The sequence below is a fragment of the Microbacterium sp. genome (assembly GCF_052099035.1).
Classification (GTDB): Bacteria; Actinomycetota; Actinomycetes; order Actinomycetales; family Microbacteriaceae; genus Microbacterium.
Window position 1 is genome coordinate 26678 of the sequence record NZ_JBQDSX010000026.1, and the last position, 15160, is coordinate 41837.

The window sequence follows — 15160 nt, forward strand, 5'->3', positions numbered from 1 at the left end:
CTTCATTGGTTCCCACCCGCGTGAACGGGCGTGAGCTGCCGGTCCGCAGCGGGCGGGGTCAGGACGAGCTGCCGGTCGGCGGCCAGGGCAAGTAGATCGTCGTCGTGGCTGATGAGCAGCACCACCGCGCCTGCGGCGGCGACCTGGCGGATCTGATCGCAGATCGACTGGAGGTGACGTCGGTCGACGCCCGAGCTGGGCTCGTCGAAGATCACGATGCGGCGACCGGCGACGCGGACGGCCGCGACGACGAGGCGCTGCTGCTGCCCGCCGGACAGCGCCAGCGGATGCCGCTCGGCCAGATGATCGAGATCGAGCGCTGCGAGGACGTCGGTGGTCTGGGGGGCTCCGGGAGCGTCGGCGCTGGCGAGGTCGATCTCGGCCCGGACGCTGTCAGTGAACAGCTGCCGTTGCACGTCCTGCATCACGATCGCGCTCGCGCGCTGTCTCGCGCGCCCGCTCAGCACGCGCCCGTCGAGCCGGACGGTGCCGGCGGACTTCTGCAGGCCGGTGATGACGCGGGCGAGGGTGGACTTGCCAGCGCCGTTGACGCCGCGGATCGCGGTCACCTCGCCCGCGGCGAACGCGACCCGCTCGAGGTCGAGGACCGTGCGACCCCCCAGCCGGCAGCGGATGCCGTCCAACAGCAGCGTCCCGCTCGGATCATCCTCTGCCTGGGCCTGCTCGACCATGCTCCGGCCGGCCGCAGGCAGGAGCGGCACGTCGGGCGAACGGATCTGTCCGCGCAGTCCCTCCTTCGCGAGCACAGCGTCGGGGACCGCGCGGAACTGCGCTGCGGTCCATTCGATGTCGACGGCACCGTCGCGCATGACGACGACCCGGTCGATCAGTTCCTCCAGGTAGCGCAGTCGGTGCTCCGCGATGACGATCGTCACCCCTGCTGCTTTGAGTTCTGCGAGGGTGGTGGTGAGCCGGCGCACGGCGTCCGCGGAGAGGTTGGAGCTGGGTTCGTCCAGCAGCAGGATGCGCGGGTCGTGGGCGGTCGCGGCGGCGATCGCGACCTGCTGCTGCTGCCCGCCGGACAAGTGCTGCAGTCGCTGTTCGATCGGAACCCGCTCCGCGAGGTCGGTGAGGATCGCCTCAACGCGCGCGCGGATCTCGTCGCGGGGGAAGCCGAAGTTCTCCATCGCGAACGCCGTCTCCTCACGGGCGGAGTCGGTAAAGAACTGGCGTCGTGGGTGCTGGAGCACGGTGCCGGTGACCAGGCCGAGGGCGTCGAGCTCGACAGCGGTGGTGACCGCTGCCTCGACGGTGACGGTGCCGGTGAGGATTCCGTCGTCGTGGAACTGTGGCACGAGGCCGTTCATCAACCGCAGGGCCGTCGACTTGCCGGAGCCCGACGCCCCGCACAGCACGACGAACTCACCGGATGCGATATGCAGGTCGAGGTCGCGCAACGCCGGAGCCTCGGCGTGCGGATAGGTCCAGGACACGCCCGCGATGTCGATCATGCGATCACCATCGTCAAAAGGTTCGGCAGCAGCAGGCTCGCCGCCGCGAAGACGGTCAGGGCAAGAACCAGCACGAGGTCGGGCCAGCCGAACCGGGGCGGATCAAGAGACACCGGCCTGTGTCGTGAGCCGAGCCCGCGCAGGATCGCCGAGGCGGAGAGATCCTCGCTAGCGCGCAGGCTCGCGGCGATCATCGGCACGGTGAAGCGTTCCATGCTGAGGATCGGATGCCGGGCAAGGCCCGTCGCGCCGGCCAGGCCCCGCAGCCGCATGGCATCGAGCACCGCGGCAGATTCCGCCGCGACAACCGGGAAGAACCGGAGCATCACCGCGAGCGTGACCGACAGCGCCCGCGGCAGGCGCCAGGCCCGCAGCGCCGCGCTCAGCTGGGTCGGCGAGGTGGTGGCGATGAAGTGTGCGCCGACACCGAACGCGGCGACGAAGCGGATGAGATATCCGCAGCCGATCGCGACGACCGTGACCAGGGGGTTGGGCCAGAGCAGCGGGAGCACCCAGCCGAGCAGGTACATGAGGACCGCGAGGACCGGGATCGCCACGGCGCGGCGCCACGCGCCTTCCGTGACCGCGAGCAGGGTCGCCAGCACGATCCCCGCCGGCACGAACACCAGCCCGCCAGGACTCATCACGGCGAGGCTGACCGCCAGCACGAGCAGGATCTTGCTGCGCGGGTCGAGCCCCCCTCGCCCCGCGGCACCACGCGAGACGGCGCCGATAGGGGCGGCGACGTCAGGCAAGGCCGGCGCGGACAAAGTGCTTGCGCAGGACGGCCGAGCCGAGCAGTCCGCCGAGGAACCCAGCCACCGCGATCGCAACGGCAAGGACGCCGAGCACCGGCAGCGTGGTGAATGCATCGGCGGCGGCAACGTACTCCTCACCCATCCTGGTGAAGCTCGGGCTGCGCAAGTAGTTCTCGCGATCGAACACGAGCGGCAGGAACGGGGTGAAGAAGCTCAGCGCGAAGATCGTGTACGAGAACATCGCCGCCCACCTGGAGCGGTAGCCACCGACCCAGAGCACGACCTCGGCGAGGACCGCGAGGACGATGATCCCGATCGTGCTGAAGATCGAGTTGCCGGTCAACAGGTAGAACAGTGCCACGACGACGCCGAGCAGCGTCACCATCCCCGCGTGCCCGACCCGTGTGAGGAACAGCATGAACACGATCCCGTTGACCAGCACCGAGACCGGCACGGCGGCAAGCCACACCAGCGGCGAAAGGATGCCGAGCATCCCGATCGCATAGGTGACGACGATCAAGATGACCGCGAAGATCGCGACGCTGGTCAGGTCGCGCGCACTGAACCGCAGCGAGAACGGGGGCCGGGCGGGCTTCGCCTCGGTGGGCACGGTCGTGTCGGTCACGCGAGTCCCGCCTTCACGAAGTGCTTGCGCAGCACCGCGGCACCGAGCAGGCCACCCAGGAAGCCGAAGACGATCCCCGCCACCCACACGCCCAGGACGACAGGCCCGGTCAGGACCGACGCCATCTGCTCCGCGTACCCGCTGCCCATCGACTGGCTGGCCTGCTGCGAGATGTACCCGGATGGGTCGAGGAAGAACGGAATCCAGGGGCCGATCATCCATGCCGAGAAGATCGTGTAGGTCCAGATCGCGGCCCACTTGGAGCGGTACTGCCCGGCGTACATCACGAGCTCGCCGATCAGGGAGAAGCCGACGATGACGAGGGCGCTCTGCCACGGGTGTCCCCAGCCCATCGAGGCAAGTCCGAAGACGATCCCGAACAGGGTGATCATGCCGCCGTGGCGCACACGGCTGAGGAACAGCATGTAGGGGATGCCGGCGACCAGCGGCGCGAGGGGCAGGGTGATCACCATCACGAGCGGGCTGATGATGCCGAGCATCGCGACGGCAAAGATCACCACGATATAGATCACGGCGAAGATCGCGACGTTCAGGAAGTCGCGGGCCTTGAAGGTCAACGAGAAGGGCGAGCGTCCCGCCGTGGCGGTGGCGGGCTGGGGTGGGGCGGTCGTGTCTGACATGGGCGTTCCTTTCGGGATTCGGATGGTTCAGTCGGGCTGGGTCAGCTGCCAGCCGGTGGCGTCGACGCGTTCGCGCCAGTAGCCGGCGTAGGCGCCGTCCTGTGCGAGCAGTTCGGCGTGGCTGCCGGTCTCGCGGATGCCGCCTTCGCCGTCGAGCATGATGATCCGGTCGGCCGTCATGATGGTCTGCAGCCGGTGTGCCACGACGATCAGCGTCCGGTCCGCGCGGATCGAGTCGATGGCCTCGCCGATGGCGATCTCGTTGCCGATGTCCAGGGCGCTGGTGGCCTCATCGAGCAGCACGACGGGTGCGTCTTTGAGAAGCGCTCGGGCGATGGAGATTCGTTGCCGTTCTCCGCCGGAGAGGTTCGAGCCGCCTTCACCCACGCGGGCGTCCCATCCGCCGGGGAGGCGTTCGATGATCTCGTCGACGCGGGCACGGGTCGCGGCGGCGATGACCTCCTCGCGGGACAGGTCGGGGCCTCCGATCCAGATGTTGTTCAGGATGGTGTCGTCGAACAGGTAGACGTCCTGGAAGACGGGGGCCACGGCCCGTTCGATCACGTCCGTGCCCAACTCGGGCACCGGCACGCCGCCGATGAGCACCGTCCCGGCCTCGGGGTCGTAGAAGCGTGCGATGAGTTTGGTGATCGTCGTCTTGCCCGACCCTGACGGGCCGACGATCGCGGTCATCCCGCCGGCTGGGGCGGTGAAGGACAACCCCTGGAGCACAGGGTCGCCGCCATAGCCGAAGGTGACATCCTGGAACTCGATGCCGAAGTCGGTAGGCGTCGCTGGATGCTCGGGCTCGGGCAGTCTGGGGACGGCGGCGAGCTCGTCGAGCCGGTCGATCGTGGTCTTCGCCACGGCGACGCCGCCGCCGAGGTCGCCCGCGGTGACGATCGGCTCGTTGAACCGCACCCCGAGCACGAGCAACGCGATCAGGGTCGCGATATCGACGGTGCCGCCGACGGCGAGGAACGCGCCTGTGACCAGCAGCACCGTGATCGAGAGTTGGACGAGTCCCGCGAACAGGGCAATGGCCGAGCCCCCGGTGATCAACAGACCCCGGTACTGGTTGTGCTGGTCTTCCAGCGCCTGGTCGACGAGCCGATCGGCGATCGAGCCTTCGCCGGCAGTGCGGAGGGCGGGCTGGGCGCGGGCGAACTCGACAACCCGGTTGGAGGCTTCGGCGACCGCGAGCGAGTGGGCCTGGTCACCGCGGCCGATGCCCCGGCTGAGCCACCGGTAGCCGAATACGATGATCGGAACCACCACCGTCATCGCCAGGGCGAGCCGCCAGTCGAAGAAGTACATGCCGACCAGGACGGTGCCGGGGGCGATGAACCCGGCGAGGATCTGCCGCAGGATCGCGTAGGGCATCGTCGAGACGAACATCGCACCCTGCGTCGCCAGGCCCGTGATCAGTCCGGTCCGGTCGGTGGAGAACCACGAGACCGGCAGCGACACAACGCTGTCGCCGAGCCGCTCCAGCAGCGAGTCGAGGACCGCGGTCGATGCTTCCATGCCGATCTGGGACGCGAACCACGACGCGGCGACGTAGCCCACGGCGGTCCCGACGACGGCGATCAGCCACCCCCAGGAGGCGTCGAGGTCGCCGACGAACAGCGACCGCAACAGCGGGACCAGCAGCAAGAACGCGATTCCCTGCAGCACCGCGGCGACCACCACGAAGCTCAGCTCCGCGATCACCAGGCGCCGGGCACGGGGCGAGCAGTAATGCAGCAGACGACCGATCATGCGCCTGCTCCTTCCGGTAGAGAGCGGGCATGGTTGGCCTGGTAGTCGGCCCACATCCCCGCGAACCGCCCCCCGCTCGCGACGAGCTCGGGGTGCGTGCCCTGCTCGATGATGCGACCGCCGTCGAGCACGAGAATCTGATCGGCCCCGACGATCGTGTGCAGCCGATGGGCGATCACGAGCACGGTGCGGTCCGCGGCGAGAGTGCTCAGCGCGCGCTGGATCGCCGCCTCCGAGTCCGGATCGGCGAACGCGGTCGCCTCGTCGAGCACGAGGACCGGAGCATCGGCGAGCAGAGCGCGGGCGATCGTCACCCGCTGGGCCTCACCGCCGGAGAGGTTCGCGTCCTCGCCGATCACGGCGTCATAGCCCCGCTCGAAGCGCGCGATACGGTCGTGGATCTGCGCCGCGTGTGCAGCGTCCTCGACCTCGGCGTCGGTCGCGTCGGGCCGGGTGAGCCGGATGTTGTCGCGCAGGCTCGCGCGCAGCAGCTGCACGTCCTGGAACACGAACCCGACCTGCCGGTACAGCTCGCCGGACGCTATCTGACGCACGTCCGCTCCGCCGATCTCGATCGCACCGGCGTCCACGTCGTAGAAGCGCGGGACGAGCTTCGCCAGCGTCGACTTTCCCGACCCCGAGGCGCCGACGAGGGCGGTCACGGTGCCGGGGGCGCAGGACGCGGCGATCTCTTGGAGCACACGGTGCTCGCCGTCGTAGCTGAAGGACGCATCCTGGAACCCGACAGAGCGGCCCTCCGGCGTCTGCGGGGAGGCCGGCTGGGCAATGGGAGGGAGGGCGAAGAACGCGGCGAGGGACTGCTGGGCCTTGCCCGCGTTGCGCAGGAACTGGCCGGAGGCCCCGAGCTTCATCAGCGGCGCGGTGAGCCCGAGCCCGAGGAGGATACCGGGGAGCACATCGACCGGAGAGGCCCCGCCGTTCGCGACCAGCCACACCGCGGCCGCCAGCAACAAGGCGAGCACGACGATCGGCGAGGCGAGCAGTTCGACGATCGTGAACACCACGGCCGTCTCACGGGTCCACTCGCCGACGAACCTCGAGTATTCTCCGGTCGCGTCCCGGTAACGGCGGTGGCTGCGTCCGACCTGCCCGAAGCGCTTGACGACGGCGATGCCCTGCACGAACTCGACGGTCGCGCCGGACAGGGCCTGTGTTGCCTGGTCGTACTGCACGTACTTCTCGCCGGCCCCCCGCATCATCAGCGGGTAGAGGAGGAAGATCGCCACGAGCGGCACGAGAGCGGCGAGTGCCATCCGCCAGTCCACGATGAAGAGATAGACCAAGCTGATCACGGGCACCGTGATCGCGGTCAGGACGTCCTGGATCGAGTGCGCGACCAGCTGGTGCAGCGCGACGACATCGTTCTCCACGAGCTTGCGCGCCGACCCCGAGCTGCGCTGATCGAACCAGCCCAGCGGCAGGCGCTGCAAGTGGCCAACAATCCGCTTGCGCAGCGAGTGCTGCAGCTCGGCATCCGCGAAATGACCGACCAGGCCGGACAGGAAAGCCGCGCCGAAGCTCACGATCAGTGCGATCACGGCGACGACCACGATCACCCAGACCCGACCAGCATCCACCGGCGACCCGTCGATCGCCGGGAGCAGCGTGCGAGCCAGCTCGACAATAGCGATGAACGGCACCACGCTGCCGGCCGCGCCCAGAACCGCCAGGGCGATGACCCCCGCCAGGCTGCCCCGCACCGGCGCGAAGAACGAACCCTCCGCCGCCGACGCCTCGCTCCGTGCCACGCTCATCGTGCTCCTTCCATCGCGCTATTGAGAATGATTATCACACAGTAGAATGAACAGTGTTCTAATCGCTGTGGCGAGCCTACAGGTAAGGCAAGCCTTACCTCAATGATTGGGCGGCGCTACCCGCGAGACCCAGCCAGAGGAGCCCCAGTGACCACAAAGGAGCCCGCGCCGTTCCATGCCGGCCTCACCCCCGAACGCGTCATCGACGCTGCGGTGGAGCTGACCCGTGAGTCGCACCTGATGAGCTGGTCGCTCCGCGACCTCGCCGGGCAGCTCGGCGTCGCCGCCTCGGTGATCTATCACCACGTCGGCGGAAAGGACTTGCTGTGCCGCCGGGTCGTGGAGCGGATGCTCGCGCAGATCGAGCCGCCGGACGCGGAGCTGCCCTGGCAGGAGTGGTTCCGCGCGCTGCTATGCTCGGCCGGTCCTCGCGCCGCGGAGTATCCGGGCTCGGCGAAGTGGATGCTCATGCACGGGCCGACGCTGCCCGTAGCCCTGCCTATCCTCGAGGCAGGCATTGCCGTCCTGCACCGCGCCGGCTTCGGCAGCCGCGCAGACTTCGCCTATGCGGCGCTTCTCAACAACGCCATGCTAACTGTCTCGATGAGTGACGACCGGCTCCAGCACGAGGGCGACGGCCCGCGGGACCACGCCACGATGATGGCCGAGTTCCATCAGATACCCACCGCATCCGCCGAAGTCCGCGCAATGGGTCACGAATTCATACGCCCGCTCGCGGAAGGCGGCGAGACCGCCGCCCGGATGCGCTGGGACTACTACCGCTTCGTCGTCGACACCACCATCGCCGGCCTCGACGCTACTCTACGAACCGGAGACGCCGAGGCGAGCGAATAGCGCCGACGCGGGCCAGCTCTTCCACCGGAGCCCGCGCCGACTCAGTGTCCGCGGGTCTGTCGGGAAGTTTGTGTGTGAGGGGTTCGGCGTGATCGGTTCGGCTTCGGTCGTCCGGGAAGATGAATCACGTCATGAACACTGAATTGAAGACACCAACTGAGCAATCCGAGACCGTCGATCTGCGGACCGGGGAGATCCTTCCTGCGCCGCCGGATGTCACTGCGGTCGCGGAGCAACTCGTGGCCGCCGCTCGTGGTCAAGGGATCGAGCTGACTGGCCCGGACGGGCTGCTGACGGGGCTGACCCGGCAGGTACTGCAGTCCGCGTTGGAGGCGGAGCTGACCGAACACCTCGGCTACGACCCGGGCGACCGGGTCGGGAAGCAGACGCCGAACAGTCGGAACGGATCCACGCCGAAGACGGTGCGGACCGAGATCGGCGATCTCACGATCCAGGTCCCGAGGGACCGGGCGGGGACATTCGCGCCGGTGGTGGTGCCCAAGCATCAACGCCGAATCGCGGGGTTCGACGAGGCGGTGATCTCTCTGTATGCGAAGGGCATGACCACCGGCGATATCGCTAAGCACCTCTCTGACCTCTACGGATCCGACGTCTCTCGTGATCTGGTGTCGACCGTGACAGACAAGGTGCTCGGCGACATGCAGGAATGGCAAGCCCGTCCTCTCGATGCGATCTATCCGGTGGTGCTGATCGACGCGCTCGTGATCAAGGTCCGCGACGGGCAGGTCGCCAACCGGCCTGTCTACGTCGCTGTCGGCATCGATCTGGAGGGGCATCGTGACGTTCTCGGGTTGTGGATGGGACCGACCGGCGGGGAGGGTGCGAAGCAATGGATGAACATGCTCACGGAGCTGCGCAACCGTGGTGTCGCCGATGTCTGCATCGTCTGCTGCGACGGACTCAAAGGCCTCCCCGATGCGATCACCGCGATCTGGCCCCTCGCAACGGTGCAGCAGTGTGTCGTGCATCTCGTGCGGAACTCACTTCGATACGCGTCGAAGAAGTACTGGTCCAAGATCACCAGGCAGCTCCGCGAGGTCTATACCGCTCCGACCGCCGCAGCGGCCGAGGCGAGGTTCGCGGAGTTCGCCGAGCAATGGCGGAGCCTGTATCCGGCGATGATCCAGATGTGGGAGAACGCGTGGGGCGAGTTCGTGCCGTTCCTGAAGTTCCCGCCGGAGATCAGACGCCTCATCTATACGACGAATGGGATTGAGTCGCTCAATGCCAGGTTCCGGCAGGCCACGAGACGCCGCGGGCACTTCCCCAACGAGCAGGCGGCGATGAAGGTGCTCTACCTGACGGTGCTCGAGCGGCGCCCGAATCGCACGAACCCGACCGGGCAGATCGCCGGCTGGAAAGCTATCCTGAACACCCTGTCCATCACCTACGGCGACCGCCTAGGAATCAACTAAGCCGAAGCCCCGTACACAAAGGAACGGACAGACCCCATCAGCAGCCTGCTCGCCAAACTCGCCGCCCGAGACCGCGCCCAACTCGTCATCGCCGCCTACGAGCACCAGCTCATCATCCCCAGCACACGCAACCACAGCCCCCTAAATCCTCTCAGCCGACCATAGCCACCGCGCCGGTCCTTCTGCGCGACCAACTCCATACAGCCTCTGTTGTTCTGGAAGGACATACCGCAGGCCGCTCGATGCACCGGCGGCGAGCGAGGCACAGAAGGTCGACGCCGCCCGTGCTCGCGCAAGTTTCGACCGAGCACGCAAACTATCCCTCGCGTAACCCGCAGGATTGGTCGCAGTTGCGCCTAAGACAGGAGTCAGCCACGCGATCACTGCAAAACTGTGCGGAACCTGACTGGCGAGACTCTGGATAACAGAGGGCGGAGAGCTCCCGGAGTCCATCTTGTGCTGAACCGATCGTTGTCGGTTACGGTCAGCGCGTCCCAACTCGCCAGCGGTACACCTGAGCGAACGCCCTGACATCGGTTGACGGGATTCCCTTGATCTGCGGCAGACCCGTCGCTGTGCCCACGAGCTCCGTCTCCAGATAGGCGATCTCTTTCTCGGTGAGCACGGGCACGCTAATCTCGAACGCCTCGTCGCCGGTGCGTATGAAGTGGAGATCTTCGAAACGGCAGGTGTCGATTGCGCGGTCTAGGGAGGTGCTGGTCGTCATTCCTCCCCAGGTCAGCATCTTGGCGTCGTCCGCGTAGTGGAAGTTGAAGAGCTGACGAAACGGCAGACCATGAGCTTGTCTTCCCGCCGCATGCGCTGTCGCTTGGAGGATGCTTCGTTCGACTTGCGTTGGCCCCCATCCCGCCATGTCTTTGTCGGCCAGTGCGTCATCGACTAGGTCTCCGAGGTTGGCGCGCAAGTTGCTCAGCCGTTCGGGCATCGGCACCTTAGTTGCCGCACCATTGACGGTGACGATAACGACGCTTCCGGGTTGAGTGGAACGCACGACATAGTCGACGTCCCGCAAGATGTCGGTTGTCAGTAGGTCGGTGTAGTCGAGCCACACGATGGACAGCTTCGTCCAGTCGACTTGCGGTAGCTGGTCGTGGGCCTCACCCATTAGGACGCGGATACTCTTGTACGGCTTGTTGAAGTCGAGCCGATGCTGCATGTTTGTATCGCGTTCGATGCTGGTCATCTGCGGAACTCCGAGGCCGCGATGGAATTCGACGAAGTCGATGAACTCCAGCCCGCCGAATCCGACATATTGGTACTGGACCAGGGGCGCGATGGCGGTCAGCCGCCGACAGGCATCGACGATCATCATGCGTTGAGCGGCCTTCGCCGGCCGAAACTCATACTGCCGAGCCATCAGCCGATTTCTTGGTCGTAGAAGTAATCGAAAGTGAGACGGCCAACTTCGGAGCCGCTGTTGGCCCCCAATGCGTCGGCAACCTCCTCGAAGCGGTCTGGGTCCACGGCGTACTGGATGCGCTGAGCCTTGGGCGTTGGCGGCGCCTTCGGCTTAGGCGGTGGCGGGGCCGGCGTGATCATCTGCGACGATGTGGAGAGCGAGCTGATCGGCCGATCCGGTGTGTCGTCTAGGGCAATCAGCAGCTCGGGCTTCGGGTCCTCCTGCTCGACACGGGCTCGTACCTGCTTTGCGCGGTTGATCACCGCTTGTACAGCGTAGAGCGTCGTCTTCATTTGTGACTGGACCGCTCGGAACACTGGCGAATCGCGATCGACGGCGGTCTTAGTCGTGTTCCACGGCAGCAGGCTGGCGTCGTCGGCCGAGAGGTAGACGAAGCCTCGGAACAGGCGATACTGAGGGTGGTAGGCGGCGGCTGGGTTGCCCCATCCTGTAAGCGGGGTCCTGTCTGCGACGAGTAGTAGGCGGTCGTTGCAGAAGAGGTACCACCCGGCATCACCGGGGTCTTGGAAGTTCTCGGCTTGGCCGTCGTCCTCGGGGTCAGTTTCTTTATCGCGCCTCGGCGGTGCCACCGTTCCGGCGTAGAGCTTGACGTCAACCACGCCTCCGTTCGGACCGGGGACCTGGAACTCTTTGAAGACCGGCTGCACCACGTCGGATGCTTGAAGCGATGGTCTCGATGCTGTCAGGGGCTTGTCACTGTTCAGGTAGAGCTGCAACCCGCTCTGAATCGACTCTTGATGCCGGACTCGCAACTCGGTGCGCAGCGCCTGCACGATGGCGGGATCGTTCAGATCATCTTGAACGCTCGGATGCAGACGCGTTACCGAGATGGTCGTGCCGGCCACCTCGTCGGGAGCGAGCGCAACGTTCTCCTCGACACTGTTGAACTGGAACGTCCAGTCGTCCTGTACTGCCCACCGCTCGACATCGACGTCGAGTTGGAAGCGAGAGCCGTCGCTATTGCCAGTCTCGCCGTGATGGGCGGATTGGACGGCGAACGCCCGTCCAATCTTGAAGATGGCGCGCTTCATCCCCACGCCAAACTGACCGACCGAGCGCTTCACCCCCGTAAAGTCTTTGGACCGCCCGAATCGGAACGCGTAGTGTCGGGCGATTTCGGCGGAGATGCCGCCGGAATTGTCCGAGATCGTGAAAGAACCGTCCCCGAACTCGATTTTCACCCACTGTCCGGACAAGTCGCCGTCGGGGTGGAGGCCCCGTGCACCGTCCACGCTGTTATCCAAGAGATCGACGATCGCCGGCAGCAGCTCGATGTCCTTCGTTAGCATCTCGATGAAGAAGCGCTTCTCTGCGCCCGCATCGATCGTCGTGTCGGGGGTGGGTGTGACCATGTACTCATGATGCCCGACCTATGCCCCTCTCCGTGGAAACACGGCCTCGGCGGTGCGTGCGTTCGGGGACGAGATGTGCGATCGTCATAGTGTGTCGGATTCCTCTGCTCGCGCGCGCCTGACCAGGCCTGTCGCCGTGGACCTCTTCGCTGGGGCCGGTGGTATGAGCCTCGGGTTCGAGCAAGCCGGGTTCGATGTGGTCGCGGCTGTCGAGTACGACCCTGTGCACGCTGCCACCCATGCCTTCAACTTCCCGCAGTGCGAGGTTCTCTGCCGGGATGCTTCAAGGCTGTCTGCCGCTGACGTGCTCGCGGCCGCCAAACGTGGGTTCAAGAAGCTCCATCCTGGCGTTGCGTGGTCGGGGCGACTTGACGCGCTGATTGGCGGCCCTCCGTGCCAAGGGTTCTCGACGGGAGGAAAGCGCGAGCGAGACGACGAGCGGAACGACCTGCTCTTGGAGTTCGTTCGTCTGATCGAAGAACTCAAACCGCGAACGTTTTGCCTGGAGAACGTCGCCGGATTGCTCGAAACGAAGTTCGACGAGGTGCGCGAGGAGGCGTTCGAGCGGCTCCGCAAAGCGGGTTATTCGCTCTCTGGAACAGACAAGGTAGTCAACAGCCTCAACTTCGGCGTCCCGCAATCGCGTCGACGAGTCATCGTGCTCGGCGCCCTCAGCGACAAGGCGCCGAGGCGTCCGGCCACCGTGGACGGCGAGGTGTCGGTGCAAGAGGCCTTTGATGGGCTGCCGTCGCCCGTTCAATACAAGGCGTTGTTAGATTCCGACGAAGCAGAGTTGACGAGCGGGGACGCGGAGCGCCGCACAGCGACGAAGAGCGCGTACGCCCGGAGGCTAGCTGGCATCGATCCGCTGCCTGGCGACAAGTCGAGGCCACGTCTCTGGGACCCATCGCTCCTGACTGGCTCACGCCGGACTATCCACACGGCCGAGACCATTCAGCGATTCGCCGAGACCGAGCGTGGCGCAGTTGAACCCAAGAGCCGCCTGTATCGACTTCCGCTTGATGGTCCCTCCCGGACGTTGAGGGCGGGTACTGGTTCCGAGCGCGGCTCGCACACGTCCCCGCGACCGATTCATCCTCGGGAGGATCGCGTGGTGACCGTCCGTGAAGCTGCCCGGCTGCACGGCTATCCAGACTGGTTCCGCTTCCACACCACGAACTGGCACGGCCACCGCCAAGTCGGCAACAGCGTTCCACCGCCCCTCGCACGAGCGGCTGCAACGGCGTTGCTCAGTTCGCTTGGATACTCACCGGTGGCGCTTCGCGCCACCGTCCGGCTCGGCGAGGTTTCCCTCCTTACCTTGTCGCGTTCGAAGGCTCAGCCCGTAGTCGATGCGCTGATCGAGGAGATGCCGGCTACGCGAACACGGAAGCCTATCGTGCCCGAGCGCGACATGATCGACTCCTACGAAGCCGCAGCGGGCTGACGCCGACCAACACCTATCCGGGCAGGTCCTGGTCGTGCGCGATCACATGAGACTCGACCAAGACCGCGACTTCCTCGGGAGGCGTGTGGCTCCAGTAGCGCAGGATCGTCCAGCCGGCAGCGGACAGCGTTCGAGTGGTTTCGACATCGCGCGCTGCATTCGCGGCGATCTTCGGAGCCCAGTAGTCACGATTCGACTTCGACGGCACGTAGTGCTCGGGGCATCCGTGCCAGAAGCAGCCGTCGATGAAAACCGCGATTCGCTTGCGCGGGAACACGATGTCGGCTGTCCGTGGCAGTGACGGCAGTGGACGGGCATTCACGCGATAGCGCAGGCCACGAGCGTGTAGAAGCCGTCGCACCGCCATTTCGGGCTTCGTGTCGCGAGAACGGTTGCCGCGCATTACCTTCGCCACGCGCGGGCTGCTCGCCCACGAACCGGTACTCATTCTCCCACGCTACGCCGCGGGCAGATCGGCCGGGCGCTTCCGTAGGTCGCACCGGGGTCGTACTCTGTAAAGGAGGCAGATTTCTCCTTGACTGGCGTCCTTCGGGACAGGCCCATTGGGCCACTCTTACACGCACTGTCTCACTACTGACCGTGCGATGAGAGAGAAGCCCCACGTCATGTTCCGACTGCTCTGGGAAGCCAGCACCCGTGTCCGCGATGTCTTGCGTTACGCGCCGAGCAACATCGTGCTCTACGCGATCCGAGCTCGCCGCCGCGGCCTGAAATGGGGCCTCCCCGCGATGCTCCTCGCCGTCCCCTACTGGCTCGCCGCAATGCACTTCGTCGCCTTGATCAAGGCCGGCGGCGACGCTTGGCTCAACCTCCTGGTTCTGTGGGCGGGATGGAACGCGATCAAGTTCGTCATGATCGGGCCGGTCAGCGTCGTTCTGCTGATTCGCGTCCGCATTGCAGAGGCCATCGAACGCCAACGCGCGCGCCGTGCGGCTGCTTCCGCTGCGCACGGAACGGTGGGCGTGGCGCGACGAACGTCGTCGTCTACACGAGAAGCGGGCGACTCAGCAGATCGTGGCCGCGATGCGCGTCAGCCGTCCCCACGGCGGTCCACTTAGACGCTAACTGAGGACGTCGGCCCCGCGGTCGAATCTGACCGCCCTCCGCGATCACAGCGTTGCGCACCGTCTTGTGATCGACGTCCAGCCGCTCGGCGACCTCCTGCAACGTCAACCCTTCTGCGTAAAGGGCGGCCGCGCGGGTACGACCTCCATCGTCCAGCCCAGGCGTCCTGACCAACCCGCCCGCCCGGGTGACCAACGTCGGGATCGTCCCACGATGCACTCCGTACTTTGCGGTGATCGCCCGAACCGGCATCCCTGCCTCATAGTCCGCGACCAACTCAGCCCGTCGCTCGGAGGCCAATCGTGTTTGAGACTTCGCCGGATTTCTTGCCACCGGACCGCGCGTGTCGTGTCTCTTGGAGCCTTGATCACGAGGACCACGGCCCTCAGAGCCCCGGAGTACCCGGCGAATCAGGGTTTTCAGCGCCGGGCGCGTGTTTGAGAATCGCTTGGGAAGGCCCACCACATCCCTTCTCCCGTCGATTCCCCGTTGCGGCGTGATCGAGTGATTC

The 15160-nt window shown here is 66.1% G+C and carries 13 protein-coding genes; 4 read left to right on the plus strand and 9 right to left on the minus strand.

The annotated features are described in order from the left end of the window. Window positions 1-2 precede the first annotated feature (2 nt). From ACTIAO_RS09850 to ACTIAO_RS09875, 6 genes are read right to left on the minus strand one after another with little or no spacing between them, the layout of a single operon-like run. A complete protein-coding gene (locus ACTIAO_RS09850) occupies window positions 3-1472 on the minus strand; it encodes an ATP-binding cassette domain-containing protein (protein ID WP_441906114.1) in 1470 nt (489 codons plus the stop codon). Further along, a complete protein-coding gene (locus ACTIAO_RS09855; RefSeq protein WP_441906115.1) occupies window positions 1469-2227 on the minus strand; it encodes an energy-coupling factor transporter transmembrane component T in 759 nt (252 codons plus the stop codon). Before ACTIAO_RS09855 ends, ACTIAO_RS09850 begins: the two co-directional genes overlap by 4 nt. After that, window positions 2220-2855, minus strand: a complete 636-nt coding sequence (locus ACTIAO_RS09860) for an MptD family putative ECF transporter S component (RefSeq protein ID WP_441906116.1) — start codon at window positions 2853-2855, stop codon at window positions 2220-2222. The genes ACTIAO_RS09855 and ACTIAO_RS09860 overlap by 8 nt, the downstream gene beginning before the upstream one ends. Next, window positions 2852-3496: an MptD family putative ECF transporter S component gene (locus ACTIAO_RS09865; protein ID WP_441906117.1), complete on the minus strand. Its 645-nt coding sequence runs from the start codon at window positions 3494-3496 to the stop codon at window positions 2852-2854. The genes ACTIAO_RS09860 and ACTIAO_RS09865 overlap by 4 nt, the downstream gene beginning before the upstream one ends. Window positions 3497-3523: 27 nt before the next feature. After that, entirely contained in the window at window positions 3524-5257 is a 1734-nt protein-coding gene (locus tag ACTIAO_RS09870; protein ID WP_441906118.1) for an ABC transporter ATP-binding protein, read from the minus strand. Next, window positions 5254-7032 carry an ABC transporter ATP-binding protein gene (locus ACTIAO_RS09875; RefSeq protein ID WP_441906119.1) on the minus strand — a complete coding sequence of 593 codons (1779 nt, stop codon included), beginning with the start codon at window positions 7030-7032 and terminating at the stop codon, window positions 5254-5256. The genes ACTIAO_RS09870 and ACTIAO_RS09875 overlap by 4 nt, the downstream gene beginning before the upstream one ends. 147 nt (window positions 7033-7179) lie before the next feature. Here ACTIAO_RS09875 and ACTIAO_RS09880 point away from each other — a divergent pair, with 147 nt between their 5' ends. Together ACTIAO_RS09880 and ACTIAO_RS09885 are read left to right on the plus strand one after the other, a co-directional pair. After that, entirely contained in the window at window positions 7180-7887 is a 708-nt protein-coding gene (locus ACTIAO_RS09880; RefSeq protein WP_441906120.1) for a TetR/AcrR family transcriptional regulator, read from the plus strand. 131 nt (window positions 7888-8018) lie between these two features. After that, on the plus strand, window positions 8019-9323 hold the full coding sequence (locus tag ACTIAO_RS09885) for an IS256 family transposase (protein ID WP_441906121.1): 1305 nt from the start codon (window positions 8019-8021) through the stop codon (window positions 9321-9323). A gap of 484 nt (window positions 9324-9807) precedes the next feature. Here the strand turns inward: ACTIAO_RS09885 and ACTIAO_RS09890 are convergent, their stop codons facing one another. Both ACTIAO_RS09890 and ACTIAO_RS09895 read right to left on the minus strand, forming a co-directional pair. Further along, the gene (locus tag ACTIAO_RS09890) at window positions 9808-10701 is read right to left on the minus strand and encodes an O-methyltransferase (RefSeq protein WP_441906122.1); all 894 of its coding nucleotides are present in this window, start codon (window positions 10699-10701) and stop codon (window positions 9808-9810) included. Then, complete coding sequence (locus ACTIAO_RS09895) at window positions 10701-12116, minus strand: ATP-binding protein (protein ID WP_441906123.1); 1416 nt, start codon at window positions 12114-12116, stop codon at window positions 10701-10703. The genes ACTIAO_RS09890 and ACTIAO_RS09895 overlap by 1 nt, the downstream gene beginning before the upstream one ends. Before the next feature lie 136 nt (window positions 12117-12252). Between ACTIAO_RS09895 and ACTIAO_RS09900 the strand changes: the two genes are divergently transcribed. Next, window positions 12253-13563 carry a DNA cytosine methyltransferase gene (locus tag ACTIAO_RS09900; RefSeq protein WP_441906124.1) on the plus strand — a complete coding sequence of 437 codons (1311 nt, stop codon included), beginning with the start codon at window positions 12253-12255 and terminating at the stop codon, window positions 13561-13563. A gap of 13 nt (window positions 13564-13576) precedes the next feature. Here ACTIAO_RS09900 and ACTIAO_RS09905 read toward each other — a convergent pair whose 3' ends face one another. Continuing rightward, complete coding sequence (locus ACTIAO_RS09905; protein WP_441906125.1) at window positions 13577-14011, minus strand: very short patch repair endonuclease; 435 nt, start codon at window positions 14009-14011, stop codon at window positions 13577-13579. 178 nt (window positions 14012-14189) lie between these two features. Between ACTIAO_RS09905 and ACTIAO_RS09910 the strand changes: the two genes are divergently transcribed. Continuing rightward, window positions 14190-14642, plus strand: a complete 453-nt coding sequence (locus ACTIAO_RS09910) for a sulfate permease (protein WP_441906126.1) — start codon at window positions 14190-14192, stop codon at window positions 14640-14642. Window positions 14643-15160 lie beyond the last annotated feature (518 nt).